The sequence below is a fragment of the Microbulbifer sp. ABF4_148 genome, assembly GCF_056158985.1.
Genome location: NZ_JBSWUI010000001.1, coordinates 7,501 through 33,227 on the forward strand (window position 1 = coordinate 7,501; position 25,727 = coordinate 33,227).

General features: G+C 59.7%; 24 protein-coding genes (1 of these 24 running past the window's edge). 12 read left to right on the forward strand and 12 right to left on the reverse strand.

Annotated features, from left to right (window positions below):
• On the reverse strand, window positions 1-114 hold the 5' end (the start) of the coding sequence (gene tyrS / locus ACXAD0_RS00030) for a tyrosine--tRNA ligase (protein WP_475090270.1). 1,191 nt of this gene lie to the left of the window's left edge; 114 of the gene's 1,305 nt are visible here — the first part of the coding sequence; it begins with the start codon at window positions 112-114; the stop codon falls past the left edge of the window.
• Between the two features lie 411 nt (window positions 115-525).
• Here tyrS and ACXAD0_RS00035 point away from each other — a divergent pair, with 411 nt between their 5' ends.
• Together ACXAD0_RS00035 and ACXAD0_RS00040 are read left to right on the forward strand one after the other, a co-directional pair.
• On the forward strand, window positions 526-1,806 hold the full coding sequence (locus ACXAD0_RS00035; protein WP_475086290.1) for a peptidoglycan DD-metalloendopeptidase family protein: 1,281 nt from the start codon (window positions 526-528) through the stop codon (window positions 1,804-1,806).
• Between the two features lie 23 nt (window positions 1,807-1,829).
• Window positions 1,830-2,939, forward strand: coding sequence for an anhydro-N-acetylmuramic acid kinase (locus tag ACXAD0_RS00040; RefSeq protein WP_475086291.1), 1,110 nt, complete (start codon window positions 1,830-1,832; stop codon window positions 2,937-2,939).
• A gap of 28 nt (window positions 2,940-2,967) precedes the next feature.
• Here the strand turns inward: ACXAD0_RS00040 and erpA are convergent, their stop codons facing one another.
• The 4 genes from erpA to argC all read right to left on the reverse strand — a co-directional run bounded on the left by erpA (window position 2,968) and on the right by argC (window position 5,871).
• Window positions 2,968-3,321, reverse strand: a complete 354-nt coding sequence (gene erpA, locus ACXAD0_RS00045) for an iron-sulfur cluster insertion protein ErpA (protein ID WP_475086292.1) — start codon at window positions 3,319-3,321, stop codon at window positions 2,968-2,970.
• Window positions 3,322-3,543: 222 nt separating this feature from the next.
• Complete coding sequence (locus ACXAD0_RS00050; RefSeq protein ID WP_475086293.1) at window positions 3,544-3,987, reverse strand: bactofilin family protein; 444 nt, start codon at window positions 3,985-3,987, stop codon at window positions 3,544-3,546.
• Window positions 3,988-4,022: 35 nt separating this feature from the next.
• Window positions 4,023-4,769: a DUF6776 family protein gene (locus tag ACXAD0_RS00055; protein ID WP_475086294.1), complete on the reverse strand. Its 747-nt coding sequence runs from the start codon at window positions 4,767-4,769 to the stop codon at window positions 4,023-4,025.
• Between the two features lie 55 nt (window positions 4,770-4,824).
• Window positions 4,825-5,871, reverse strand: a complete 1,047-nt coding sequence (gene argC / locus ACXAD0_RS00060) for an N-acetyl-gamma-glutamyl-phosphate reductase (protein ID WP_475086295.1) — start codon at window positions 5,869-5,871, stop codon at window positions 4,825-4,827.
• Window positions 5,872-5,995: 124 nt separating this feature from the next.
• Here argC and ACXAD0_RS00065 point away from each other — a divergent pair, with 124 nt between their 5' ends.
• The 6 genes from ACXAD0_RS00065 to hemB all read left to right on the forward strand — a co-directional run bounded on the left by ACXAD0_RS00065 (window position 5,996) and on the right by hemB (window position 13,137).
• Window positions 5,996-7,798, forward strand: coding sequence for a chloride channel protein (locus ACXAD0_RS00065; RefSeq protein ID WP_475086296.1), 1,803 nt, complete (start codon window positions 5,996-5,998; stop codon window positions 7,796-7,798).
• 60 nt (window positions 7,799-7,858) lie between these two features.
• Complete coding sequence (gene hemJ / locus ACXAD0_RS00070; protein ID WP_475086297.1) at window positions 7,859-8,281, forward strand: protoporphyrinogen oxidase HemJ; 423 nt, start codon at window positions 7,859-7,861, stop codon at window positions 8,279-8,281.
• A 78-nt stretch (window positions 8,282-8,359) separates the two neighbouring features.
• A complete protein-coding gene (thiD, locus tag ACXAD0_RS00075) occupies window positions 8,360-9,148 on the forward strand; it encodes a bifunctional hydroxymethylpyrimidine kinase/phosphomethylpyrimidine kinase (RefSeq protein WP_475086298.1) in 789 nt (262 codons plus the stop codon).
• Between the two features lie 84 nt (window positions 9,149-9,232).
• Complete coding sequence (gene hemL / locus ACXAD0_RS00080) at window positions 9,233-10,516, forward strand: glutamate-1-semialdehyde 2,1-aminomutase (protein WP_475086299.1); 1,284 nt, start codon at window positions 9,233-9,235, stop codon at window positions 10,514-10,516.
• 167 nt (window positions 10,517-10,683) lie between these two features.
• Window positions 10,684-12,030, forward strand: coding sequence for a serine hydrolase domain-containing protein (locus ACXAD0_RS00085; protein ID WP_475086300.1), 1,347 nt, complete (start codon window positions 10,684-10,686; stop codon window positions 12,028-12,030).
• A gap of 96 nt (window positions 12,031-12,126) precedes the next feature.
• On the forward strand, window positions 12,127-13,137 hold the full coding sequence (hemB, locus tag ACXAD0_RS00090) for a porphobilinogen synthase (RefSeq protein WP_475086301.1): 1,011 nt from the start codon (window positions 12,127-12,129) through the stop codon (window positions 13,135-13,137).
• 67 nt (window positions 13,138-13,204) lie between these two features.
• On the opposite strand, the gene ACXAD0_RS00095 is transcribed toward hemB, so the two are convergent.
• The 3 genes from ACXAD0_RS00095 to mrcB all read right to left on the reverse strand — a co-directional run bounded on the left by ACXAD0_RS00095 (window position 13,205) and on the right by mrcB (window position 17,456).
• Complete coding sequence (locus ACXAD0_RS00095; protein ID WP_475086302.1) at window positions 13,205-14,131, reverse strand: DUF2167 domain-containing protein; 927 nt, start codon at window positions 14,129-14,131, stop codon at window positions 13,205-13,207.
• A 46-nt stretch (window positions 14,132-14,177) separates the two neighbouring features.
• A complete protein-coding gene (locus tag ACXAD0_RS00100) occupies window positions 14,178-14,771 on the reverse strand; it encodes a rhomboid family intramembrane serine protease (protein WP_475086303.1) in 594 nt (197 codons plus the stop codon).
• 141 nt (window positions 14,772-14,912) lie between these two features.
• The gene (gene mrcB, locus ACXAD0_RS00105; RefSeq protein WP_475086304.1) at window positions 14,913-17,456 is read right to left on the reverse strand and encodes a penicillin-binding protein 1B; all 2,544 of its coding nucleotides are present in this window, start codon (window positions 17,454-17,456) and stop codon (window positions 14,913-14,915) included.
• 301 nt (window positions 17,457-17,757) lie between these two features.
• On the opposite strand from mrcB, the gene ACXAD0_RS00110 reads away from it, so the two are divergent.
• Window positions 17,758-18,747 (forward strand): adenosine kinase, encoded by a 990-nt coding sequence (locus ACXAD0_RS00110; protein WP_475086305.1) that lies wholly within the window; start codon window positions 17,758-17,760, stop codon window positions 18,745-18,747.
• A gap of 61 nt (window positions 18,748-18,808) precedes the next feature.
• On the opposite strand, the gene ACXAD0_RS00115 is transcribed toward ACXAD0_RS00110, so the two are convergent.
• The 4 genes from ACXAD0_RS00115 to ACXAD0_RS00130 are packed head-to-tail and all read right to left on the reverse strand — an operon-like array spanning window position 18,809 to window position 22,542.
• The gene (locus ACXAD0_RS00115; protein ID WP_475086306.1) at window positions 18,809-20,611 is read right to left on the reverse strand and encodes an EAL domain-containing protein; all 1,803 of its coding nucleotides are present in this window, start codon (window positions 20,609-20,611) and stop codon (window positions 18,809-18,811) included.
• A gap of 54 nt (window positions 20,612-20,665) precedes the next feature.
• Window positions 20,666-21,235, reverse strand: coding sequence for a YajG family lipoprotein (locus tag ACXAD0_RS00120; RefSeq protein ID WP_475086307.1), 570 nt, complete (start codon window positions 21,233-21,235; stop codon window positions 20,666-20,668).
• Between the two features lie 60 nt (window positions 21,236-21,295).
• Window positions 21,296-21,820 (reverse strand): copper chaperone PCu(A)C, encoded by a 525-nt coding sequence (locus ACXAD0_RS00125; protein WP_475086308.1) that lies wholly within the window; start codon window positions 21,818-21,820, stop codon window positions 21,296-21,298.
• The gene (locus ACXAD0_RS00130) at window positions 21,820-22,542 is read right to left on the reverse strand and encodes an N-acetylglucosaminyltransferase (RefSeq protein ID WP_475086309.1); all 723 of its coding nucleotides are present in this window, start codon (window positions 22,540-22,542) and stop codon (window positions 21,820-21,822) included. Before ACXAD0_RS00130 ends, ACXAD0_RS00125 begins: the two co-directional genes overlap by 1 nt.
• 166 nt (window positions 22,543-22,708) lie before the next feature.
• Between ACXAD0_RS00130 and ACXAD0_RS00135 the strand changes: the two genes are divergently transcribed.
• The 3 genes from ACXAD0_RS00135 to accB all read left to right on the forward strand — a co-directional run bounded on the left by ACXAD0_RS00135 (window position 22,709) and on the right by accB (window position 25,721).
• Window positions 22,709-24,478: a protein-disulfide reductase DsbD family protein gene (locus tag ACXAD0_RS00135; RefSeq protein WP_475086310.1), complete on the forward strand. Its 1,770-nt coding sequence runs from the start codon at window positions 22,709-22,711 to the stop codon at window positions 24,476-24,478.
• 287 nt (window positions 24,479-24,765) lie between these two features.
• Entirely contained in the window at window positions 24,766-25,200 is a 435-nt protein-coding gene (gene aroQ / locus ACXAD0_RS00140) for a type II 3-dehydroquinate dehydratase (RefSeq protein WP_475086311.1), read from the forward strand.
• A 47-nt stretch (window positions 25,201-25,247) separates the two neighbouring features.
• Window positions 25,248-25,721 (forward strand): acetyl-CoA carboxylase biotin carboxyl carrier protein, encoded by a 474-nt coding sequence (accB, locus tag ACXAD0_RS00145; RefSeq protein WP_475086312.1) that lies wholly within the window; start codon window positions 25,248-25,250, stop codon window positions 25,719-25,721.
• Window positions 25,722-25,727: the final 6 nt, after the last annotated feature.

Below are 25,727 nucleotides of genomic sequence, written 5' to 3' on the forward strand. Positions count from 1 at the left end.
ATAGAGGGTACGAGACTGCGCCAGGTGTTCAGTCAATTCGCCGTCTCCTGTGGCTTGGTTAATCAAGCCGCGACGGTCCAGGTCTTTTAGCAGTGTCGTATCGACCCCGGCCATGGTCTGCCCTCTCTTCATAGATGCAAAGGTAATGTTTGCCGCCGGACGGCGGCGAAGCGGGCTGCAACATTACCGAATATTGCGGTAAATACAAGCAGCCACGGATGGCCCCGGCGCAGGCCGAATAGGGATCAAGCAGTACGGAAGTCGCGAAAGAGGGAACTTAGCAATGGACATTCCTGTCAATTACGGCGTGAATCACCCCTTAAATTCTGATATAAAAGATTCTTGGTGTTCGTTTTTTAGGCAACCCGATCTGACAGACCCCTCACGGGGACAACTGTCATTTCCCAAGAACCCACAAGATCGTACCAGTAGCGCCGCCTTTTAAAGACCATGCAAAATCATCGTAAAACCGCGCAAACGCGCGTCCTCAGCGCCGTCCGCCAGCATTTCCCGCGTACGCACGCTGTGGCAGCAGGAGCCGCCAGCTTTGCCCTGGCCCTGGCCCTTTTTGTTTCTCCTCCCGAAGTCGAGGCGAAACGGCACGCCCTGCCCGTCAACCTCTCCAGCGCAGAAATCCTTGCCGCGGGTGAAGCTGGTGCCGCAGAGCCTGAAGCCGCGAACAGTAAAACCCTGACAGTCGGAAAAGGGGACACACTGTCCGACCTCTTCGCCCGGGCGCAGGTGAATATCGGAGAGATGTACCAGTTGCTGGGCAGCGGCAAGGAAGCGAAAGAGCTCGCGCGACTCGCCCCCGGCGAAAAGCTGACTTTCAACCTGGAGAGTGACGGTTCGCTGCGCAGCCTGGAACTGCACCGTGATCGCCTGAACCGGGTGGAGTTCAAGCGCGGCGATGGCGGTGAGTACCTGTACGCACTGCATCAGCGGCAGGCCGACAGTTACACCGCCTATCGCGAAGCGACGATCGACAGTTCACTGTTTGTAGCGGGTAGTGAGGCCGGCCTCAGCCAGAGCCTGATCATGGAGATGGCGGACGTCTTCAGCTCCGATATCGACTTTGCCCTCGACATTAGAAAAGGCGACCGCTTTAACGTCATCTTTGAAGAAAAATTCCTCGACGGAGAAAAGGTCGACAATGGCCCCATCCAGGCAGTGACCTTCGTCAACCAGGGCAAGACCTTCAGCGCGGTGCGCTACGTCGACAGCAATGGCGATGCCAATTACTACACCCCGGACGGGAGAAGTATGCGCAAGGCGTTTATACGCACGCCGGTGGATATTGGTCGTATCAGTTCCCATTTTAACCCGCGCCGCCTGCACCCGATCTTCAAGACCCGGCGCCCGCATAACGGCACGGATTACGCAGCCCCCCGCGGCACCCCGGTATACTCCGCCGGCGATGGCCGTGTAATCAAGGCTGGCTACACCAAGGCCAATGGCAACTATGTCTTCATCCAGCACGGTGAACGCTACGTGACCCGCTACCTGCACCTGCACAAGCGCAAGGTGCGCCGCGGCCAGCGCGTCAAGCAGCGCCAGGTGATTGGCACCGTCGGCTCAACCGGCTATGCAACCGGCCCCCACCTGCACTATGAATTCCTGGTGGACGGTGTGAACCGCAACCCGGCAACCATTGTGCGCAAGCTACCCAAGGCGAAGTCCGTGCCAAAACCCGAGATGGCCCGGTTCCGCTCCCAGACGCAGCCGATACTGGCGAAGCTGGAAAACTATGGACAGCCTGCACTGGCGCAAAGCGATAGTCCCGCGGATAATCCCAGCGTCAATTAATTAGCAGAAGAAGCAGTCAGCCCATGGCGGACCTTTACATCGGCCTGATGTCGGGCACGAGCGTCGATAGTATCGACGCCGTGCTGATGGACTTCAGCGGGGAGGCATCCGCCACTCCTGTCACCGTTGCCAGTCACGGCCACGATATCCCCGCGGCAATTCGCGATGCCATCCTGGCCCTGTGTTCGCCAGGACCCACCGAGCTCGATCGGGCAGGCCAACTGGACTGTCAGCTCGGCCAGTTATTTGCCGAGGCAACACTGGCACTACTCGACAAGACCGACATCCCTGCCAGCGCCATCACCGCGATCGGCAGCCACGGCCAAACCGTCCGTCATCGCCCACCGGGCACTATCGCCCAACCCTTTTCCCTGCAGCTGGGCGACCCCAATACCATTGCCTGCCTGACCGGCATCACCACCATCGCCGATTTTCGTCGACGGGACATGGCGCTCGGTGGTCAGGGCGCTCCACTGATGCCCGCCTTCCATCAGGCCGTTTTCGCCAGCGACAGGGACCGGGCCGTGGTGAATATTGGTGGCATGGCAAATATCACCGAACTGGCCGCCGATGGACGGGTCGCGGGCTACGACACGGGGCCCGGCAACGCGGTGCTGGATTACTGGGTACGTCGGAAGCTCGACCAACCTTTCGATCGCGACGGTGCCTGGGCTGCTGGAGGAGAAATCATTCCCGCGCTGCTGGAGCGCCTGCTCGCCGAGTCTTACTTTTCCCTGCCGGCGCCAAAGAGTACCGGGCGCGAGACCTTCAACGGGCAGTGGCTGGAAGCCGCCCTTCTGGGCCTCGAGATCAGGCCGGAAGACGTACAGGCGACCCTGTCTCAGGTTACCGCAAAGACCATTGCCGACGCGGTTGCGGCCTTCTCGACGAGCGGCGAACTACTGGTTTGCGGTGGCGGTGCACGAAATGCCGACCTGCTCACGCGCATGGAAAGGCTTTTACCCAACTGGCAAATCGCCGATACGGGCAAATACGGTATCGATGCAGACTGGCTGGAGGCCGCGGGATTTGCGTGGCTGGCACGCCAGACGATGAACGGCGCCGCAGGCAATTGCCCGGACGTGACCGGAGCCTCGCAGAAAACCGTACTTGGGGGGATCTACCCGGCCTGACGCCGGGCAGAGCGCGAGGCGCAGGGCCTCAAATGGAGAACGAAGACCCGCAACCGCAGGTGGACGAAGCATTCGGGTTCTGCACCACGAAACGCGAACCTGACAGGCCCTCTTCATAATCGACACTGGCGCCTACCAGATACGGATAGCTCATCGCATCCACGAGCACCTGAATTCCATCTTTCTCCACCACCGCATCGTCTTCGGCGACCAGTTCGTCGAAGGTGAAACCGTACTGGAAGCCGGAACAGCCCCCTCCGGTCACAAACACGCGCAATTTCAGCTCCGGATTCCCCTCATCCTCCAGCAGGCTCTTTACCTTGGCCACGGCGCTTTCGGTGACCACAATGGGCTCGGGAGAAAATGATACGGCTTCAGACATACAGAGATCTCGGTCAGTGGCGGGCCTTTCGCGGCGGATCAGCATGGAAAGTATACTGCACGGCCCCGGAATGCGGCCATCTTGCAAAAACCCATCAATTCAGTCAAGTATTGCCGGCCGCAACGCCGATTCGCAGGCATAAAAAAGGCCATCCCAGGGACAGCCTCTCTCGGGGCGTCGGCACCTGACGGAACCGACGCCAGCGTCAGCCAGCGGCCGAGGTTACTTCGCTTCCTCCTCGGAAACGTCGTCAGAAAACTCCAGCATGCGCGGCTCACTGGTGCTGTCCATGTCCAGGTTGGACATCAAGGCACCGTTGACCTGTGCGCCTTTAACCATCTCAATCAGCTTGTAGTGCACGTTGCCTTCAACCATCGCCTTGGACGACAGCTCGAGGTGACGAGCTGCGAAGACGTCACCCTTAACACCACCATTGATGACCACATGCGGGACGCGAATCTCGCCCTCGACCTTGCCACCGTCCACAATCTGCAGGCGCGCATCACTGTCGCTATGCGCCTTGATATTGCCTTTTACCGTGCCCTCAACCACCAGGTTGCCGCTGAAATTCAGGTCACCGGTAACCTCGGTCTGCTTGGCAATCAGTGTGGTGTTGTTATTTCCCGAGCTGGCCATAGTTTTGATCTTCTCTTCTTTTCTAAACATGATGCTTAAGAACCTCTTGCGGGCAGCGATGGCGGTTAGCTTTTCTGAACCAGCCAACCGTAGCGCTGCTCAATATTGAATCCCTTGCGCGCACTGGATTTCAGCGTCATTTCGACACCTTCGGGCTCAAACCCCTCCGGCAACTGTAGCTCGCCGTCAATGTTCTGGAAATACTTGAAGCGCAACGGGATCTTTTCTTTTTCGACCTGGGCAGATAAGTCACTGAGGGCATAGCTTTTCGGCTCCCCCTGCTCCTGTCCGACCACGGTAATCGTCGCATTCCCCGTCACCAGCTTGTGACCGGTCGCCGACTGCTGGACAAGCAGTTTGTAATGGTAACGCCCACGGATGTCGGTTTCGGACAGGCTGAATCGGGCAATTGAAACGCCGTCCGAGCCATCTTGCGGCGCCATCAGGCCACGGTAGAACGAGATATCCTGCTGCAACTCGGCAATGCGCTTATCGCGCGCAACCAGATCTGCACGGACATTCTCAGCCGCCTGCTCACCAATCGCCAGAGATTGCTCGGCGGTGGCCACACGCTGGCGCAGATCTTCGTTTTCCCGCTCAATCCGCTCCAGATTGCGCAAGGTCGCCTCATAGGCCAGCGTCTGCTGATCCAGGCCGACGCGCAGATTGTGTTGCCCGGCGTAGTAGGAAATACCCGTCGAGACGGCCAGCAATGCTGCACCCCCAAGGGCCGCAACCGCACGCGAATACGGCCGGTGGGGAACCACCTTCATCTGGTACTGGCGTGTACCTTTTACTTTCTTGCGGGCCATAGGATCTACTGACTGACTCTGGATACTGCTTTGGTTGAATTCGAGGCCAATGATTCTAAGGCAGCAGCGCCGGGCTCTCCAGTGCCAGCGTCTCATTTAAGCCAAACATGATGTTGAGATTCTGCACAGCCTGGGCCGAGGCCCCCTTGGCGAGGTTATCGATGACCGACAGAACCACCACGGTATCCCGATTCTGGGGACGCAGCACGGCGATACGGCAGACATTGGTGCCCCGCACAGAGCGGGTCTGGGGATGGCTGCCTGCGGGCAATACGTCGACAAACGGTTCGCTCGCGTAGCGCTGCTCGAACAGGGCCTGCAACTCGTCCCCGTTGACGTCGGTCAGGGCGCGTGCATACAGGGTGGCGTGGATGCCGCGAATCATCGGCAGCAGGTGCGGGACGAAGGTCACCTGCGGAGCCGCACTGCCGGCGGGCTGGACCTGTGCCAGCCCCTGCTCAATCTCGGGCAGGTGGCGATGCCCGGCCGCACCGTATGCGCGGAAATTGTCGGTATTCTCCGCGAGAATCATATCAGTCTTACCCTGACGCCCAGCCCCGCTGGCACCACTGGCCGCATTGGCAATCAGCTGGCGCGGATCCACCAGTCCGGCTTCCAACAGCGGGATCCAGCCCAGCTGAGTTGCGGTCGGGTAGCATCCGGGGCAGGCCACCAACTGGGCGCCGGCAATTTGCTCACGGTTCACTTCTGGCAGACCATACACCGCACGCTGGGCGAGCTCCGGCGCCGCATGTGCCTGTCCATACCATTGCTCCCAGACCGGGATGTCCTGCAGGCGGAAGTCGGCCGACAGATCAATAACGCGCACTCCGCGCGACACCAGCTCCGGCACCTGCGCTTGCGCCACACCGTGGGGCGTTGCGAAAAACACCACGTCGCAGCGCGCCAACTCATCAACGTCCGGCGCACAGAATTTCAGATCGTAGTGCCCGCGCAAACTCGGGAACAGCTCCGCCACCGGGGTACCGGACAGGGCCCGGGAAGTCACCGCCGTGACTTCAACTTGCGGGTGCCCCGCCAACAACCGTAACAATTCCACCCCGGTATAGCCGGTTCCACCGACAATGGCTGCCCTGATCACTTCCTCAACTCCCCTGTTCCCAACCTCGTTAGTCGCACCTGCGCCGCACAAACCCCATGCGGCTTCCGGTCTGTATAATGCGGCAAGCACTCTACCATAAGCCATCGCACAACAAGGAAGTTCGGTGTTCAAGCTCTCCCGCCGCGCCATCAAACAGTCGCTTTCCCGCTGGCCCATGCTGGAACGGGGACTCGAGCGCCTGCGCCTGCAACTGGCCTCGGCGGATGCCCTAGGCCCTCTTCTCGCAATGGCATTTCTGACCGGCATCTGCGCCGGGCTGGTTACCGTCGCTTTTCGCTTAGCCAGTGAAATCCCCACCGGCCTCTTCCTGCCGCTGCCTGAACGCTATGAAATGCTGCCGGCGGAATGGCGGTTCGGCGTACCGGTCGTTGGTGCCCTGGTGCTGGCCGGCATCGTGCATCTGGTCCGTGGCGAGCGCAGAACCGTCGGCGTAGTGCACGTGCTGGATCGCCTGCACAACCACCAGGCGCGGATGCCCATGCCCAATGCCATCCTGCAATTCGTGGCCGGGTCGGTGGCGTTGATCAGCGGCCAGTCGGTTGGCCGGGAGGGCCCAACCGTACACCTGGGTGCCGCCAGTGGAAGCTGGGTGGCGCGACGCCTGGGACTACCCAACAATTCGGCACGCAATCTGCTCGGGTGCGGCGTTGCGGCGGCCATTGCCGCCTCCTTCAATACACCACTGGCCGGCGTCGTGTTCGCCATGGAAGTGGTCATGCTCGAATACACCGTGGCGGGCTTTCTCCCGGTGATTCTGGCGGCCGTAACGGGCAGTGTGATTACCCAGTTGAGCTTTGGTCGCGAGCCGGTCTTCAATGTTCCGGCAATCCATTTGAATTCCCTCGCAGAGTTGCCCGCGCTGTTTCTCTGCGCCCTGGCCATTGGCGTACTGGCAGCAGTCTTTATTCAGGTACACCGTCGCCTGGCGCTTCTGCAGCGGCGCCCTGCCGTATTGCGCTTCCTCGCTGCGGGCCTGCTCACCGGTGCACTGGCCATCTGGGTCCCGCAAATCCTGGGGACCGGCTATGACACGGTGGAACTGGCGATGCTGGGCCAACTGGCGGTCGGCAGTTTGCTGGTCATCGTACTGGCCAAGGCGGCAGTGACTGCCGTGGCAACCGGGCTCGGTATTCCCGGTGGGGTCATCGGCCCCAGCCTGTTCCTGGGCGCCTGTATGGGTGGACTCGCGGGCGGCCTGGCGAATCTATGGCTGGGGGAGGAGGCGGCCAGCCCGGGTTTTTATGCGATGGTCGGCATGGCCGCCATGATGGCGGCGCTGCTCGATGCACCCCTCGCCGCGCTGCTCGCCATACTGGAGCTGACCTACAACCCCAACGTGCTGTTTCCCGGCATGATGATGATCGTTGTCGCCTGCCTCGTTACCCGCTACTTTTTCGGCACCGGCGGCATATTCCAGGAGACATTACGGGCATTCGACAAGAGCGGCACCCCGAGCTGGCGCCAACAAATGTTGAACCGCACAGGGGTCGCGAGCGTAATGGAACGAGGCTTTGTTGTGGCGCCTGAATCGATCTCGCTGGAGCGGGCACGCCAGATCCTCAGCCGCCACCCGGTCTGGATCCTGATCGAGCGCGAGAAGGTACCGCTACTGTTGCGCGCGGCGGACCTGGCCGGGTTCCTGCTCAAGAACGAAGAGACGCTAATAGAAGAGCGCGAGCACAGTGAAACCGAAGAGGCACCGCTGATCGAACTCAAACGACTGCCGGGCGAACGCCTTGAGCTGGCGGTCGTAAACTGGCGCGCGACGCTGCTGGAAGCCCAACATATATTGGAAAAACACAGCGCCGGGGCCCTTTGTGTGGTCCGCGGCCACGCCGGGGGGCTGGACAAGGATGCGGCGGGTATTATCCTGCCAGCGGACATCGACAACTTTTATAGAAAATAGGGATACGCGCCAGGTCATCACTCTGGTGCTCCCGAATCAACACACTAATAAGGAAGAAGCATGCTCTGGGTCAAAGCTTTTCACATCATTTCCATGGTCTGCTGGTTCGCCGTGCTGTTTTACTTGCCGCGCCTGTTTGTCTACCACAAGGATGCCACCGATGTTGTCAGCCGCGATCGGTTTTGCATTATGGAGCGGCGCCTGTACCGCGGAATTGGCATGCCATCGATGATTGCGACCCTGGTGTTTGGCGCCTGGCTGCTGCATATGAACTGGGGCTACTACAAAACCGCAGGCTGGATGCACGCCAAACTCTTCCTGGTCGTGCTGTTGATCGGCTACCACCATATGTGCGGCGCTTATGTTCGCCAGTTTACCAATGGCACGGTCTCCAAGAGCAGCCGCTATTTCCGCGTATTTAACGAGATCCCTGTGCTGGTGCTGATCGCCGTTGTGATCCTCGCGGTGGTGAAGCCATTTTAGGCACGTTTTCTCTCGGGATGCGGTATCGATAACAACTAGAATTATGCCTACAGCCAGTGGCCTGCGGGCAGGAATGCCATGGATAATCGTCAACCCGTCATTCTGACCATCACCCATCACGATCCCAGCGGCAGCGCCGGGATCACCGCGGATACTGAAACCGCGGTCAGCCTCGGCTGCCACTGCACCTCTGCCGTGTCGGCGATCAGTGTCTGCGACACCGGCGAACTTCAGGGTGTCGCGCCGGTGGATGACAGCCTCCTGATCGAACAGGCCCGCGCGGTTCTGGAAGACATACCGGTGGCTGCCATCAAAGTTGGCTACCTCGGTTCCGTGGAAAATGTACGCGCGGTGCACAGCGTATTGCGGGATTACCCTGATATCCCCGTGGTCATCGATCCCGACGCAACACTGGCGGACAAACAGAGCCTGCTGGCACCTCCTTTGTGGGAGGCCATGACTTCACTGCTACTGCCCTTCGCGACCATGGTCTGCCCGAACCGGCGCGAGGCCCGCGCTATGGCCGTTGAGGCAGATGTACTCGACGCGCAGGCGCAGGAGCTTCTGGAAAGTGGTTGCAGCTACCTACTCCTTACCGGTGTGCCCGTCGAGGGGCAACAGCTCGAGAATCGCCTGTATAACGAGCGCGGCCTGATGCGCCAGTTCCACTTCGATCGCCTGCAGCCTGCCGCCTATGGCGTCTGCGGCACCCTCGCCACGGCCATTGCCTGCCATATCGCCCATGGACTCACCATTCTCGAGGCGGTGGGCCGCAGCCAGCAGTTTACCTGGAGCGCCATCGCCGACAGCCGCCGCCTGGGCATGGGACGCCCGGTACCCAACCGCCTGTTCTGGACCAAAGACTGAACTGTCCGCAGTATTTGCCGCGACCAGCCCGCGCCGCGATAATACGCGCACATTTCAGTTACACCACACAGGTCCACGTCCAGCATGAGTAAATCTGAACAACTGTTTGCCGAAGCCCAGCAAGTCATTCCCGGCGGAGTAAACTCGCCGGTACGCGCATTTCGCACCGTGGGCGGCACGCCGGTGTTTATCGATCGCGCCGAGGGCGCTTACCTGTTTGACGCCGACGGCAAGCGCTACGTGGATTATGTCCAGTCCTGGGGGCCGATGGTATTGGGGCACGCCCACCCGGAAGTCATGCAGGCGGTCGTCGAACAAGCCCAGTCCGGCCTGAGCTTCGGCGCCCCGACCGAACTGGAGACAGAACTGGCCGAAGAAGTTTGCCGGGTGTGGCCAGGTATGGATCTGGTGCGTTTTGTGAATTCCGGCACCGAAGCGACCATGAGCGCGATCCGCCTCGCGCGGGGCTTTACCGGACGCGACAAGATCGTGAAATTCGAAGGTTGCTATCACGGCCACTCTGACTCACTGCTGGTTAAAGCCGGTTCCGGAGCACTGACGATGGGTGTTCCGTCTTCGCCCGGCGTCCCCGCTGCCCTGGCAGATCACACCATTACCCTCAGCTACAACGATGCCGATGCCGTGCGCGAGTGTTTCGCCCAGATTGGCGATCAGGTGGCCTGCATTATCGTCGAGCCGGTCGCAGGCAATATGAATTGCGTGCCTCCGGTACCCGGTTTTCTGGAGACGCTGCGGGAAGTCTGCGACGAATCCGGTGCCCTGCTGATTATCGACGAAGTCATGACAGGCTTTCGCGTCTCGCTGACCGGCGCCCAGGGGCACTATGGCGTACGCGCAGATATCACCTGCCTGGGCAAAGTAGTCGGCGGTGGCATGCCGGTCGGTGCATTCGGTGGTCGTCGTGAGGTCATGGAACAAATCGCACCCCTGGGTCCGATTTACCAGGCGGGTACGCTGTCTGGTAACCCCCTCGGTATGGCGGCGGGCCTGAAAACCCTGCAGCTGGTGCAGCAGTCTGGGTTTTATGAGCAGCTGACCGCCAAAACCGAGCGTCTGGTCAGCGGGGTACTGGCCGCCGCAGACAAGGCCGGGATTCCCCTGGCTGCCAACACCGTCGGCAGCATGTTCGGCTTTTTCTTTACCGAAGCCCAGCAGGTCACCAATTACCAGCAGGTCATGTCCTGTAACAATGACCGCTTCAACCGCTTCTTCCACGGTATGCTGGATGAGGGTGTGTACCTTGCCCCGGCCTCCTACGAAGCGGGCTTTATGTCGGCGGCCCACTCTGATGCCGATATCGACCACACCATCGCCGCGGCAGAAAAAGTGCTCGCCAACCTCGACTGACCCCGCTTTTGCCCCCTAATCCCGTCGAATGCTGACCGCAATCGACGGGAAATCGTCATCGGGAGCAGGTAAGATGCCAGCTCCTGACTGCGATCATTTATTGACCAGACAGCCATAACAATAACCCCCGGCATCAGAATCCGGCTCCCTTGCAGGAGAGATACCCAATGAAGAAGTTCCTTGCCGCCCTGGTGCTGACCTTTGTCGTACTTGCGGTCGCCACCCCCAAACTGCTCGGGTTTTCGATTTTCAAAATTGATGACGCCGTGAAAGTCGCGACCGGCATCGGCGCCAAGCTGGCCTGTTCCGCGTACTTTGTGTCCGGCTTCGACAAAGACCTGATTATCGAAGACATCGCCTCTTACTCTGAGGTCAACCGCAAGCTGTCGCTCGAGTATGACGACCAGGCCCAGCGGGTGACCGCCAGCCTGTTTGGCATGGCGACAACTTCCGCCAGCTACCGTCCGGGCCTCGGCTGCACTTTGGACATCGGCGATACCTCGGCGCTCGACCAGGTGCATGTGCCGGCAATGGCTGAGCGGGACGCTGCATGGCCCGCGGGCAATGGCGACAATGCGCTGGATACGGAACTGCAGCAACGCGCGGAGGCCATCCTCGCCGCTGACAATGCCGCCGGCCTGCAGACTCGTGCACTGGTGGTTATTCAGGATGGTCACCTGGTGGCAGAGGCTTACGGTGACGGGTTCAACGCCGAGACCAAACTACTCGGCTGGTCGATGGGCAAGAGCCTCACCGCCATGCTGCAGGGACGTCTTGAAGCACTGGGGCATTCGCCGGCGGACGAGCCCGTCTTCTCGGCCTGGGGCGACGACGCCCGTCGCGATATCCGCATGCCAGACCTGCTGCAGATGGCATCAGGTCTCCAGTTCGACGAAACCTATGCACCTGGTAGTGACTCCACGCGCATGCTGTTCACCGAGCACAGCGCCTCGGATGTGGCATTGGCGAGCCCTGCCGGAGCCGAACCCGGTAGCTATTTCTCATACTCCTCAGGCACGACCAACCTGATTGCACGCTGGATCCATGACAAGGTGGGTGGCACCGCGCAGGACAGCGTCAACTTTATTCATCGCGAGCTGTTCGCACCGTTGGGCATGGCTGACAGCGTCCTCGAAGTGGACCCTGCCGGGGTATTCGTGGGCAGTTCTTATATTTTTGCAACAGGCCGCGACTGGGCGAGACTTGGCCAGTTGATGCTCGATAACGGCGTCGTCGCTGGTGAACAGCTGTTGCCGGCCGAGTGGGTCGCCCGCGCGATCGCACCCAACGACAGCGACAATGATCCGCGTTACGGCTACCAGTTCTGGCTCAACAACGGGGGCGAAGAACTGCGCTATCCGGAGTTGCCGGCAGACAGTTACTTTATGCTGGGCAACCGCAAGCAGGTTGTCATGATGTCACCGTCCACCAATACCGTGATCGTGCGCCTCGGCTGGTCCAAGGACGCCTACCCTACCGGAGCCAACTTCGCACAATTGCTGCCGGACGCTTGATCCCCCGATGTCAGCACTGGTGGCAGTCGATGGTATGATTGCCGCCAGCACGCCCGGCCTTTGCCGGGTCCATCCTGCTGTCGAGAGAGGCACACCATGAGCACCAGCCTGCAGCGAGGCGCCTACCCACACACCCGCCTGCGCCGTCTTCGCGCGCAAAACTTCTCCCGTCGTCTGGTACGCGAACATCAGCTATCCACAGACGACCTGATCCTGCCCCTGTTCGTGATAGAGGGGCAAGGCGACACCCAGCAGGTCGCATCGATGCCCGGGGTGGAAAGACTCAGTGTCGACCTCCTGGCAAAAAAGGCTCGCGCATTGGTGGATCTGGGTATTCCCGCAGTGGCGCTCTTTCCGGTCGTGGATCCCTCGGCCAAAAGTGACGATGCACGTGCGGCCTTCGATCCCAATGGCCTGGCCCAACGCGCGGTGCGCGCCCTGAAAGACGCGGCGCCTGAACTCGGGGTGATCACCGACGTTGCGCTCGATCCCTTTACCAGCCATGGCCAGGACGGCCTGATGAACGAGGACGGCTACATCGTCAACGATGAAACCGTCGAGGTACTGGTTCAACAGGCGCTGTCACACGCGGACGCCGGCGCAGACGTGGTCGCCCCTTCCGACATGATGGATGGTCGTATTGGCGCTATTCGAGCGGCACTCGAAAGGGACGGGCACCACAACACCATGATCATGTCCTACGCCGCTAAATATGCCTCCGCCTACTACGGCCCGTTTCGTGACGCCGTCGGATCAGCGGGTAATTTGAAGGGGGGCAGCAAGGCGAGCTACCAGATGGATCCGGCCAACACCGACGAAGCATTGCACGAGTGCGCGCTGGACCTCGCAGAGGGTGCGGACATGATCATGGTAAAACCCGGCATGCCCTATCTGGACGTGGTGAGACGGGTAAAGGATGAGTTACAGGTGCCGACCTTCGCTTATCAGGTCAGCGGCGAGTATGCGATGCACTGTGCGGCATTCGCCAATGGCTGGCTGAACCGCGACGCCGTGATTCTGGAATCCCTGCTGGCGTTCAAGCGTGCAGGGGCCGATGGCATCCTGACGTACTTTGCAGAGGAAGCGGCCAGGCTCATCAACGCCTGACCCTATCCATGCTGACACCGACGGCGAGCTGCCCACCCCTTCAGCTCGCTGTCCGCTGAATCAATGGTTAGCTTTTCCCTTTACCGCGGAAAACGCGGATCAGCCCACCGATTGCCAGCGGAATCACGATCCAGAATTTTTTCAGGAGCATCAGCAGCGCGGCGAGTACGCCGGTTTTTGCCAGCACTTTACCGGTCACCAAAGCGCCCAGACCGTAGGCCGCCACCTTGTCGATCTCAGGATCGAATTCTTCGTAACGATAACCCTCGTTGAAGCTGGCCATACCGAGCACCGTGTCCCGGTTGCTCCTGATATCCTCCAGTTGCTCCATGCCGGCAATAAAGTTGAGTACCAGCACACCCTTCCGGCCGAGAACCCGAATGTTGTAGTTCAGGGTGTTGGTTTCCATCTCGCCAAACGCAATTTCTTTCGCCCAGTACAGCTTCTTCTGTTCCATGTCATAGAAAGGCGGTTCAGCCCAACCGACAAGGCGAATCGCTTCATAACCGTGCTCGATGCGATACTCACTTTCCGCCCGGGTGTCCCGCTGCATTTCCGTCAGCAGCTCGGAATAATCAATTTCCGCGGCATCATCATCGCGGATATATCCCTCTGCACTGTATTCGATGGTGACGCCCCAGGACTCGTCATCAAACGGCGTCACACCCGCGGGAAATAACATACCCAGCGTCAATTCTTCCTGTTCGGGGTTGCCCCATATTTGCTCCAGTACGATTTTGCTCTCCGTAGGATCCAGGTAATAGAACCCGTCCGGCACCTGCAGGCTCGCTACTTCGCCGGGCAGGTCAATCGCCCCGGTTTTGGGCTCCATTGCCTCCCAGGTTGCGCGGGCCCACGCAAGATATTGTTCCTCTTGCGAAAGCTGTTCCGTGCCCTCGGCGGTGTCAGGCTCGGGCAGTGCCTGTGCATTGAGCAGCACTGGCAGCATGGAAACGGCCAGTGTGGCCGCGGTGAAAAATGACTTGAGATTCATAGGTCCCCCTTTTTATTTTACTCAGTCGATTAGCGGGGCATTGCCCTCACAACAGCTTCGCCCAGGCGACAGGATCGGTGATCAAAACAAACACCAGCCCGGTTACCGCACCCCAAAAGTGCGCATCGTGGTTAATCCGACTCGACACATCGCGGCTCGCATAGACGCTATACATCAGGTACAGGACACCAAAGATCCAGGCCTGCAGCGGAATTGGAAGAAACAGGAAAAACAGTTCAGACGTCGGGAAATAAACGATATACGCAAAGATCACGGCAGAGATCGCGCCCGAAGCGCCGACACTGGCATATTGCGCGTTCTCCCGTTCTTTGAGCAGCGTGGGCAAGTGACTAGCCAATATTGCAGCGGAATAGAGTACAACAAAGTAGGTGCTGCCGATTCTTTGCTCCAGTGCCGCACCAAACACCCACAGACACCACATGTTGAGCAACAGATGCCATAAATTTGCATGTACGAATCCGGCGAGAAATATCGAATCCCGATTCTCACCCCGCCAAACGCTATAAGGCTGAAAAGCGCAAAGCTCAAGAATTCTCGGGGACAGATAGAGCGCAGCGAGACTGACCGACGTCGTCACCAGCAGAATAATCGAGGTCGCGGAAAGGGAAAGCAGGTTCAAATCAGGACCGTTACGGCAGTGGTTGGCGCAATGCTACACCCACATGCCGTTTTCCGGCCCGGCCAACCGATTACATGCCATTACACGCCCTACGGCCCGGCATGATGAAGACCCCATCACGGGCTGGTGATTTGTGCGGCGCTACGGCCACTGATCCTCTTCATCGGGCGGGAAAGGCTCCGCTTCTTCGACCGGTGCAGGGGTTTGTAATTGCCGCTCCTGTTGAAGCCGCTCTTCCTCACTGCGTGGCAACTGCAATGGCTCGCGTTCCCATCCCGGCGTCAACTGACCGGAATCATCCTGCCGAAGCTGCTCCTGGAATTGACGCTCGCGTTCACGCTGCTCCTGCTCGCGCCGCTGTTCGGCGGGATCTATGCCCCACCCCGGCGTCATTTCCTGGGGCTGGGAGCGGTCCCGGTCTCGGTCCCCATCAAACAGATCGCGGAACCAGCGCCAGCGCTCGCGGCCGGCACAATCTGGCGAAGGCCGTAATTCCGTCTCGAACGAGAATGGCATCTCCCGTCCTCCGCGGCAGCGCTCCGGATCCATATAGCGACCGCGACTATCCACCACACGATATTCCACCCCCCGCGGTGCCTCGATGCGCCCGTGGCGATGGGGTAATTTGCGCATGATCTCCGTCCAAATCGTCAATGCGCCGGTGGCCCCCGTCAGACTGGTGCGCGCATTGTCGTCGCGACCGAGCCACACCACTGCCGTGAGGTCCGGGGAGTACCCGGCAAACCAGCTATCCCGATAGTCGTTGGTCGTCCCTGTTTTTCCCGCAAAGGCGACGCTACCCGGCAACTTGGCGGCAGCGCTGCGTCCCGTCCCCTCTCGAATCGCCTGCTCAAGGGAGTAGCGCAACAGGAATACCGGCACCGCATCCACACCGCGATTGGAACGCCGTCGGAACCGTTGTACCTGTTCGCCATTGGCATTAGCCACCGCCAACAGGGTGCGTAACTGAACATTCTCGCCACCATTCGCCAACGTCTGGTACATTCCCGCCACTTCGAACGGCGTCAGCTCGGCCGTGCCCAACAACATCGACGGTACCTGCGGCAAATCCGCCTGCACCCCGAGACGGCGAATGGTCTGCGTCACACTCGGCAGCCCGAGATCCAGGCCCAGCCGTGCGGTCGCCTGGTTATACGACTTCGCCAGGGCAAGATACAGCGGTGTAGGACCATGACTGCGCTTGCCAAAATTCTGCGGCATCCACACCTCGCCAATATCACTCTCGACACGAATGGGCGCGTCTTCGATCAAGGTGGCAAGGTTGTAGTCAAAGGGACGCTCCAGCGCAGTGAGGAAAACCGCAGGCTTGATCAGAGACCCTACCTGGCGGCGCGCTTCCAGCGCCCGGTTAAAGCCCGGGTAATGGGGACGACGGTCACCGACCATCGCGAGCACATTACCGCTGACATTGTCGAGTACGACAGTCGCCGCTTGCAGTGAATTGGCCTGGATTCCCCGATCCGTCTCCAGCTTTTCCGCTCCATTGCTGACCGCGTCTTCCGCCAGTTTCTGAATCGAAGGGGCCAGTGTGGTGTAGATGCGCAGCCCCGCCGTACGCAATTCCTCGTACGAGTAATAGGGGCGCAGCTCTTCGAGCAAACGCTCGGTGAAGGCGGGATAAGGATTTTGTGCCGACGCCGCGGCACTGGCCACATCGAGGGGCCGGGCCTTGTAGTTTTGCCACTGCGCCTCGGTGATCAGGCCCTGTTCATACATCACCTGCAGCACCGTATTGCGCCGCTCCAGGGCACGCTTGGGGTGACGCCAGGGATTGTAATAAGACGCCCCTTTTGCCAGCCCCACCAGTAGCGCTACTTCATGGGGCTCGAGAGTATCCAGCGGCTTCTGGAAATAAAATTCAGAGGCGAGGCCAAAACCATAAATTGCGCGGCTGCCTTGCTGGCCGAGCCAGACTTCGTTGATATATTCCTGCAGGATGTACGGCTTCTCGTAATGGATCTCCATCAGGATCGCCATCAACGCCTCATTGAATTTGCGCCACAGGCTCGGCTTGTGGTCAAAGAAAATATTCTTGACCAGCTGCTGGGTGATGGTGGAGCCGCCCTGCACCACTTCACCGGCCTGAAAGTTGGCCACCATGGCACGGACAATGCCGCGGGGAGATACACCAAAATGCTGCAGAAAATCCTGGTCTTCTACCGCAATTAACGCGTTGGCCAGCAGCGGGGGAATATCGGCAAAGCGGACCGGGTTGCGATCATCGCCACCGCCGAGGAGTGTGCCAATCGCGGCGGCATCCAGTCTAAAGCTCTCGAGGGGCGTACCGGACTCATCGCGCATTGCGGATATTTCGTCGTTGCGCAAACGGAAGACCAACACTGCGGCTGGCTCCTGCCCATCCGCATGCTTGAACTCACGCCGCCAAATCCGATATTCCATGCCCTCCCGGGTCCACTGGCCCGGCTCTGTGAGCGGCGTTCGCTCGCGATAGTTGAGCGCGTCAAATTCCGCCATCAACTCATCCGGCCGCATCGCCATGCCTTCGCGCAAAATAAGCGGGCGCGCATACACCCGCGCCGGCAATTGATATTGACGGCTATCGAGACGCTCGCGAAGCTGGACGTCGAGGTACACCATATATCCGGCAAGCACCAGCAGCCCCACCAGGCCAAGCAAGCCCAGCCGGACTATCCATCGACGCAATCGCCCCGGCCTCGATGCAGTGCGTCTGCTTTTGTTGGTTCGCCGCGATTTTGATGCCATAAGAACAGTGTTACCGAATCCATCTCCCTACTATAGAAGCAGGGGTTTTCGTGCAGGAGAAAACCACGCCGGAAGGCGCCGCATGAGGCACCTTTATAAAGTGACCCAAGCGCAAGTCAAATTTGACCTTCAATCTGTTTGACGCGCCAGTCTACGCGCGCAGGCGCGCGCCGCTCAGGGGACTGGGCAAACCCAGTGCCCATCGCCATAATGCGGCACCCAATTTGACTCAGGATTCCCCATGGCTAAATACGACCTTTATGGCATCGGCGCTGCGCTGCTCGATACCGAAATCGAAGTCTCCGATGATGACCTGCAGCAGTTGGGCATCGATAAAGGCGTGATGACCCTGGTGGATGACCAACGTCAGCAGCAATTGGTGAGCGCACTGGGAGACCACCTCGTCACCGCCAAACGCGCCTGCGGAGGCTCCGCCGCAAATACCGTCATTGCCGCCAGCTATCTGGGCCTCAATGCGTTTTATTCCTGCAAAGTTGCAGCCGATCCCAACGGGGATTTCTATCGTTCAGACCTCGAAGCCGCCGGCGTTGCTTACCCCGCAACCCTGCGCCAGGCCGAGCATGGTACCACCGGAAAATGTCTGGTACTGATCACCCCGGACGCCGAACGCAGCATGAATACCTTTCTTGGCATCAGCGAACACTTGTCACGGACGGAACTGGACACCGAAGCACTGAAAGACGCCCGCTGGGCGTACATCGAAGGCTATCTGGTTTCCTCCGAAACCGGTCGCGATGCTGCCATTGCCCTGCGGCATGAAGCAGAGTTGCACGGCGTGAAAACCGCTATCAGTCTCTCGGACCCCGCAATGGTTCAACTGTTCCATGGGGGCCTCCAGGAAATGATCGGCGACGGCGTCGACCTGCTGTTTTGCAACCACGATGAAGCGCTGGGATTCACCGGCTGCACAGATATCGAGTCTGCCACTCTGGCACTACAGAACGTATGTCGCAGTTTTGCAGTGACGTTGGGCGCTGAAGGCGCCTTGCTATGGGATGGCAATACACTGCACCGTGTGGAAGCGCCCGAGGTCCACGCGATCGACAGTAACGGCGCAGGGGACACTTTCGCCGGGGCGTTCCTTTATGCCATTAACCGGGGGCTGGCATTCGCGGAAGCGGGCACACTCGCTTGTCGCGCGGCTGCTCAGGTCGTGAGCCAGTACGGTCCGCGGCTGCGGGCAGAACAATATCGCGCGCTGCTCGATTGAGATTGGAAGGCCGCTGAAAGACCGGGCTCGCACTCATGACGGGCCCACCCTTTCGGATGGTTTATCGCGGGGCTTCGCGAGAAGGTTCGGCGAGTTCGGGAAAACTGCTGGCTGCCGCAATCCCGTATCCCTGGGCGTAATCCACCCCCATCACGGCAAGTTTTTGCATCAGCTCAGGGGTTTCAACATATTCCGCAATGGTACTGATCCCCATGCGTTTGGCCAGGTGATCGATGGTACTGACCATTGCGCTGTCGATTTCATCATTGAGCATATTGCGCACAAAGCTGCCATCGATTTTGAGATATTCCACCGGTAACTGACGCAAATAGGCCAGCGAGGACACTCCGCGCCCGAAATCATCTAGCGCGAAACTGCATCCCGCTGCGCGCAACTTGTGAATAAAGATAAGGGCACGCTCAAGGTTCTCGATCGCGGTTGTTTCCGTAATTTCAAACTGCACCAGCGATGGCGCCACTCCAGCCTCAACCAGTTCACCCAAAACGTAGTCGCCAAAGGTATCGTCGCCGAGACTGAGCCCGGAAATATTAATCGCATAGCGATTGGTGAGGCCGAGCGCCTGCTCTTGTGCCATATAGGCAAACACGTGACGAATTACCCAGCGATCAATATCTTCAATCAGACCGTAACGCTCAGCTGCCGGCAGGAAGAGCCCCGGGGAAATCACATCGCCATCGCGCCCGCGCATACGCACCAGCACTTCATAGTGATGGACATGGTAATCCGCCTCGGTGGGCGCACTGGCAACAGCCGGCGCCTGCTCCCCCAACCCAACGACCGGCTGGCGATACAACAGCATGCGGTCTTCACGCAATGCGGCATGAATTTCGGCCACCCAAGTCGTCTGCCGGCGCTTTTCCACGATGCGGCGGGAGTCATTAAACAGTTTGACCCGGTTGCGCCCCTCGTCGCGCGCGGCGCAACAGGCGTCATTGGCGGCAGCCATCAACTGGCTCGAAGACGCGGCATGCCGATCGACAGTGACCGCGCCAATGGACACCGCAACACGACGATCATCATCCTGCCATTGAAAAGAAAAGCCCAGCACCGCCTCGCGCAGGCGCAACACAACCCTACGCGCCTCCTCAATGGTGCAATCGCGCAATAGAATCGCAAACTCATCGCTGCCCACCCTGGCGAACAGGTCACCCTCCGCCAGCTGTACCGCGAGTGTCTGCACCAGCTCCACCAACAACTGATCGCCCGCGGCATAGCCGAGCGTGTCGTTGATGACCTTAAACTGATAGACGTCCACATACAGCAACACATGATGATCATTGCGCTCAGCGCAATGCAGCAGCAACTGTTGCAGCTCGGACTCGAAAGACTGGCGATTGGCAAGACCTGTCAGACTGTCGTGGGCACTTTGCCAGCTGAGGCGGGACGAGATTCGTCGCGCCGCAGAGGTTTCCCGCAGGACCAGGACATAACCGGAAACCTGCGCCCCCTCCCGTAACAAGGTCACCACCACAGAGATCTCCCGCCGTTCGCCCCCATCGAGGGCAGGCAGGAAGCCCGAGACTTCCCACGACGCGGGAAGCTCGCTGTTCGCAGTCGGCGGCAACAGTGGGGGCAGCAGATCACCGTCGCGACTGGTCAGCGGCAACAATACATTGACGTCAGTGCCGCCTTCTTGCGCCGACGCCTTATCGAATAGCTGTCGTGCCACCGGGTTGCTGAAGGTCAGCTGCCCGCTGGCATCGGCCACCAGCACGCCGTCAGCAACCGCATCCAGGGCAAGTACAGCAGCACGCTCGTCAATGCGTCGCCCATCCACGCACCCGGCGGTCTCGCTGCCGAGCGTTCCAATCGGCACTACGGATTTGGGATCAAACTCTGCCAAGACTCAATCCACTCCGATTACGCACTGCACATGGCTCACAGGACTACCATCGTTTTACAGATTCGCGCGCAAAAAGCTTTTCAGTTGTTCGTCAGCGAAAGCGCGCTGCAGCGCTGCACTGAGCAGTCCGTTCACGCGAGATTCGACTTCTTCCTTGGCAGGTTTTATCAGGTTGCGGTCGCTGCCGCTGGAACTGTAGTTGCCGGTGTAGGTGGCGCGCCCAACGCGAATCACCAGCTGCACCGTCGCAGAAGAATCGACTTTGGTCGTTACCAGAGAGTTGGGGCTGTCGTAACTCAGCTGGGTCAAGCTCGCGACCACCTGAACATCGCCCGCACCATCGACGGGGCGAAACGACCAGGATTCAAATCCACGGGCAACCGCTTCTCCCAGCGCCTGCTCAACACTGGTGGCCAGGGTAACATTGGCGGAATCCGCATAAATTCCCCCGAGAGAGCCCAGTGACCCGCCCGGCAGGCGATTTTCACCGCGGACACTGACGCTATATCCGGAGCCCAGCGTGTCTGGCTGCACCTGAACTTGCGGTTGCAGTCGTATCTGCACGGGGCTGTGTGCGCAAGCGGAAATCAAACCAACACATAATACGGCCAGCAGTCGCTTCATTTTTTGTCTTCCTCCAGATTCTCGAACATTGCTTTGATATGGAAACGCAACACCGTCTGTTCAATGATGCATGTGATGATGGTGATGACTGTCGTCATCGTCCACCTTTTTCTGCCCACCCAGCTTGCGCACCGGTACCACCAACGCCAGCTGACCACCGTCACTGAAGTGCAAGCGCAGGCGCAGCTGCTCGCCAGCCGCCACTTGTACGCCCCAAATCATCAGGTGAATGCCACCGGGTTGCATCGCCACGGTTTCCCCTACCGGCAGCTCCAGTTTGGTGAGCGGCCGCATGCGACTGATGCCATCCTGCTGCTCCGTTGTATGCAGCTCGACGCGTGCACCGTCACTATCGATCGCCTCTACCCGCTCCAGCCAGAGGGACGACGGGCCATCGTTTTGCAAGGTCAGGTAGCCTGCGGTCGCTGGCGCTCCTGGCGGGGCCTCACGGACTTCTCCAGTAACGGTGAGATCATCGCGCTTCACAGGATCAAACGCCTGTACTGACAGCGTCGCCAGCGCCAGCCCCAGCGTGACTAACCGCGTCCAGCCCCTTACCCATGCCGTAATGTGGTTGCGTGCCATTATGCTCCCCCCGAAGACTGAAGTATCACCTGCGGCTTGGCCGCCAGGCGGATGTCACCGCGAACCCGGTACCCCGGGACCGCCTCACGTAACTGCTGATAGATCCACCGCCCCTCGGCATCATTGCGCGCGACAATAATGACGCGCAGGCTTTCGCGACGGATACGCTCGGCGAGCATCTTGAGCTGGGCCTTCATGGCGTCTGAACGGCTGGCCAATTCACCTGCGGGCAACACAATGGCCTCTCCCGACGGCAGCGCCACCTTACTGCGGGCCCGTTCGCGGACCAATTGCTCACGCACTTCGCGGACCAGAGGATTGTTCGGGGCAATGTCTTCAGCGCGCGACAGGTATCCATTGACTTCACCGAACGAGCGACGGCGCAGCGCACTTCTCGCACGATCGACAAAATCGATGACTAGCGACTGTATGCCCGAGGTGGCGAGACGGTTATCGGGATCCAGCTGCAGCACGCGCAGATAGTGATCATAGGCGCTACCACCGGCCGGCTGGGTCAGAAACCCCTGTTGCTGAGCGGCTTCCGCTCTTTGCAGGAAATACGCGATCGCGCGCTGGCGAATCTGCTCTTTGCTCGGCCCGTCTGCACGCGGCGGCACGGTCGGGGCCTGAACGGGAGGTGCGGGAGGTGTGGAGCTGCATCCAGCCACGATTAGCCCTGCAAGCAGTGCCAGTGTCGCCCCACTTCGCCAGATTACCGCCACTTAACACTCTCCCGTGCTGTTGTTTTTTTGTGCCAAGACCACCGTTATACTGCCCCGGCGCCGGCCATTCAATCCATCGGCGGGTCTGGACGTATCCAGATGACGATGAACCGCTGTTCATCCGTATGGTCTTAATCTAGGCCGACTATAAAGAAATTTGACTGCGATGAGTGTGATGACCACCAGCTTCCGACAAGTTTTCCTCGCCATTGGCTGCCTGCTGATGCTCGCAAGTGCCGTGCCGGCGACGTCCCAGTCCCAGGGAACGCTCTTCGACGCGAGCTCCACCCTTACGGTACAGGACGAGTTTTTGCCCGTCGATGAGGCGTATCGGCAGGACTTCCTGTTCTCCGCCCAGGGACCGAGTATCTTTTTTGAGATCGCCGAGGATTACTACCTCTATCGGGAAAAATTGGCGGTATATCAGGTTCAGGGCGGTGACAAACAGCCGGTAGCGCTGAACCTGCCCAAAGGACCGGTGATCTGGGACGAGTATTTCGAGAAAGACACCGAAATTTACCGTCAGCAGCTGGAGGTGAACCTGCCTTTGGATGGCGACTCCGCGCGATTGGAAGTGCATTTTCAGGGCTGCGCTGACGCAGGCCTCTGTTATCCGCCGCAGGTCAGGCATTTTGACCTGAATCTGGTGGCTGGCACCGCAACACCGGCGGATCCCGGCAATCCCCCCGGCAGCGGCACTCCGGCAAACATCAGCGATAGCACAGCAAGCAGCGACCTGACCCTACCCCTCGCACTGCTGCTGGCTTTTGTCGGCGGCCTGATCCTCAACCTGATGCCCTGTGTATTTCCGGTACTGTCGATCAAATTACTGGCGATCACCCAGTCGGTTCACGGTGACCATCAACGTCACGCCCATGGCTGGGCCTACTCCGCCGGTGTGGTAGCCAGCTTCGTCGCCATCGCTGCGGTCATGTTGGCGCTGCGCGCCAGCGGAGAAGCAGTGGGCTGGGGCTTCCAGCTGCAATCGCCTGTGCTGGTGGCCGGACTGGCCTACCTGTTTTTTGCCATGGGACTCGGTCTGTCCGGTGTGACAGAGTTCGGCAGCAAACTGATGGGGCTGGGCAGTAATCTGAGCAGCCAGCAGGGGCTGCGGGGATCTCTCGCCACGGGCGCGCTGGCAACCGTTGTGGCCAGCCCGTGCACGGCTCCGCTGATGGGCTCTGCGCTCGGTTTCGCCGTAACGCAATCGACTGCGGTCGCCCTGTCAGTGTTCGCTGCGCTGGGTGCCGGCATGGCAGCACCGTTCCTGATCCTGACTTATATCCCGGGGCTGGTCGAGCGCCTGCCGAAACCCGGTCCGTGGATGGACAAGCTGAAGCAGTTTCTCGCTTTCCCCATGTACCTGACTGCGGTCTGGCTGCTGTGGGTACTCGGACGGCAGAGTGGCGCCGATGGCGTCGCCCTGGTGCTGGCAGGCGCCGTGGCCATCGCTTTTGCCCTGTGGCTATGGCCGCGACCCCAGTGGCGCTGGGGACGTGGCAGCATCTCACTGCTGGCGGCAGCTCTGGCCCTGGCTTTGCTGCCGAAGCTGCCCACCGATGGGCAAGTCCAGGTCTCTGACTATTGGCAGCCCTACACGCCGGAAAACTTGCGCGAAGCGCGCGCGGAAGGGCGCCCGGTCCTGATTAATATGACCGCTGCGTGGTGTATTACCTGCCTCGCCAATGAGAAAGTCGTGCTCTCCAGCGATGCGGTCAGCGACGCCATCGAATCTCTGGACGTCATTGCACTGAAAGGCGACTGGACCAATCAGGACCCGCAGATCAGTGAACTGCTGGCGCGCTATGGGCGCACCAGTGTTCCTCTGTACCTGGTCTATCCGGCGGACGGAGGCGAAGCCGTCGTGCTGCCCCAGATTCTCACCACCGATCTCTTGCTCGAACAACTTCAGCAGGCTTCGGACGCCACATCCTGAGCGTCCGTACCAATTCTGGCGGCCTTCGGCCGCCACCCTCCCTTTTTAGCCATCAGCCGGGGCAAAAACGCCAAGCAGTACGCATTTCTGCGTTAAATGCTGCGTGAACATCGGCGATCTGCGCCCAATTCCAATAAACTCTCTCTCAGTGAATGGACAGTGGGTCACTTTTACGGCAAACTTTCCAAAAAATAACCAAAATGACCCTGAAGCGTGGTTTTAGCCGCACATCGCCGCAACTTCGCTTCATTTTGTGACCGGATTGCGTTTTTTCTTCAGAGATTGCTATGGCACGACTGCTTTTGCTCCACGGCCCCAACCTGAACCTGCTCGGCACCCGTGAACCCGAGGTGTATGGCGCGACCACGCTGGCAGAGATCGATGCCGCTGCGCGCGCGCTGTGCGAGGACGCCGGGCACCAGCTGGACACTTTCCAGAGCAACAGCGAATCCGGACTGATTGACCGGATTCACGCGGCGCGCGAAGAGGGAGTGGCCTGTATCGTGATCAACCCTGCCGCCTATACCCACACCAGTGTGGCGCTGCGTGACGCAATGGCGGCGGTCGCCATCCCATTTATTGAAGTGCACCTGTCCAACCCGCATTCCCGTGAACCGTTCCGTCACCACTCTTACCTGAGCGATATCGCCACCGGGGTGGTATGCGGTTTCGGCGCACAAAGTTACCAGTTGGGGCTGCAAGCAGCCCTGGCAAATCTATAAACCCCGCTATTTTGGCGGCAAACCAATACTGCCTGTGAGTGAAAATTATGGATATCCGCAAGATTAAAAAACTGATTGAACTGCTCGAAGAATCGGATATCGGCGAGCTGGAAATTAAGGAAGGGGAAGAATCCGTGCGCATCAGCCGCGGCGTCAGCGGCATGGTCCAGGCTCCACCTATGGTGGCCCCCATGGCAGCTCCGGTCGCCGCTGCTGCACCGGCTCCTGCCGCCCCGGCGGCACCGGCTCCGGCCAGCGAAGAAGCCGCGCCGGCGGCCGCGGTGAGTGGCCACGCGGTGAAATCCCCCATGGTGGGCACCTACTATGCCGCCCCTAGCCCCGGCGCCGATGCGTTCGTCAAAGTGGGCCAGCAGGTCAAGGCCGGTGACGTCGTTTGTATTGTTGAAGCGATGAAGATGATGAACCAGATCGAGGCCGACAAGTCCGGCACCATCGAGAGCATTCTGGTGGAAGACGGCCAGCCGGTGGAGTTTGACCAGCCGCTCGTGACCATCGTCTGAGCGAGG

What these genes read in the sequence shown, in the direction of transcription:
- ACXAD0_RS00040 (WP_475086291.1), top strand. Translation starts at nt 1,830, where the DNA reads ATGGCGGACCTTTACATCGGCCTGATGTCGGGCACGAGCGTCGATAGT.
- erpA (WP_475086292.1), bottom strand. Translation starts at nt 3,321, where the DNA reads ATGTCTGAAGCCGTATCATTTTCTCCCGAGCCCATTGTGGTCACCGAA.
- ACXAD0_RS00050 (WP_475086293.1), bottom strand. Translation starts at nt 3,987, where the DNA reads ATGTTTAGAAAAGAAGAGAAGATCAAAACTATGGCCAGCTCGGGAAAT.
- ACXAD0_RS00055 (WP_475086294.1), bottom strand. Translation starts at nt 4,769, where the DNA reads ATGGCCCGCAAGAAAGTAAAAGGTACACGCCAGTACCAGATGAAGGTG.
- hemJ (WP_475086297.1), top strand. Translation starts at nt 7,859, where the DNA reads ATGCTCTGGGTCAAAGCTTTTCACATCATTTCCATGGTCTGCTGGTTC.
- thiD (WP_475086298.1), top strand. Translation starts at nt 8,360, where the DNA reads ATGGATAATCGTCAACCCGTCATTCTGACCATCACCCATCACGATCCC.
- hemL (WP_475086299.1), top strand. Translation starts at nt 9,233, where the DNA reads ATGAGTAAATCTGAACAACTGTTTGCCGAAGCCCAGCAAGTCATTCCC.
- ACXAD0_RS00085 (WP_475086300.1), top strand. Translation starts at nt 10,684, where the DNA reads ATGAAGAAGTTCCTTGCCGCCCTGGTGCTGACCTTTGTCGTACTTGCG.
- hemB (WP_475086301.1), top strand. Translation starts at nt 12,127, where the DNA reads ATGAGCACCAGCCTGCAGCGAGGCGCCTACCCACACACCCGCCTGCGC.
- ACXAD0_RS00095 (WP_475086302.1), bottom strand. Translation starts at nt 14,131, where the DNA reads ATGAATCTCAAGTCATTTTTCACCGCGGCCACACTGGCCGTTTCCATG.
- ACXAD0_RS00110 (WP_475086305.1), top strand. Translation starts at nt 17,758, where the DNA reads ATGGCTAAATACGACCTTTATGGCATCGGCGCTGCGCTGCTCGATACC.
- ACXAD0_RS00120 (WP_475086307.1), bottom strand. Translation starts at nt 21,235, where the DNA reads ATGAAGCGACTGCTGGCCGTATTATGTGTTGGTTTGATTTCCGCTTGC.
- ACXAD0_RS00125 (WP_475086308.1), bottom strand. Translation starts at nt 21,820, where the DNA reads ATGGCACGCAACCACATTACGGCATGGGTAAGGGGCTGGACGCGGTTA.
- ACXAD0_RS00135 (WP_475086310.1), top strand. Translation starts at nt 22,709, where the DNA reads ATGAGTGTGATGACCACCAGCTTCCGACAAGTTTTCCTCGCCATTGGC.
- aroQ (WP_475086311.1), top strand. Translation starts at nt 24,766, where the DNA reads ATGGCACGACTGCTTTTGCTCCACGGCCCCAACCTGAACCTGCTCGGC.
- accB (WP_475086312.1), top strand. Translation starts at nt 25,248, where the DNA reads ATGGATATCCGCAAGATTAAAAAACTGATTGAACTGCTCGAAGAATCG.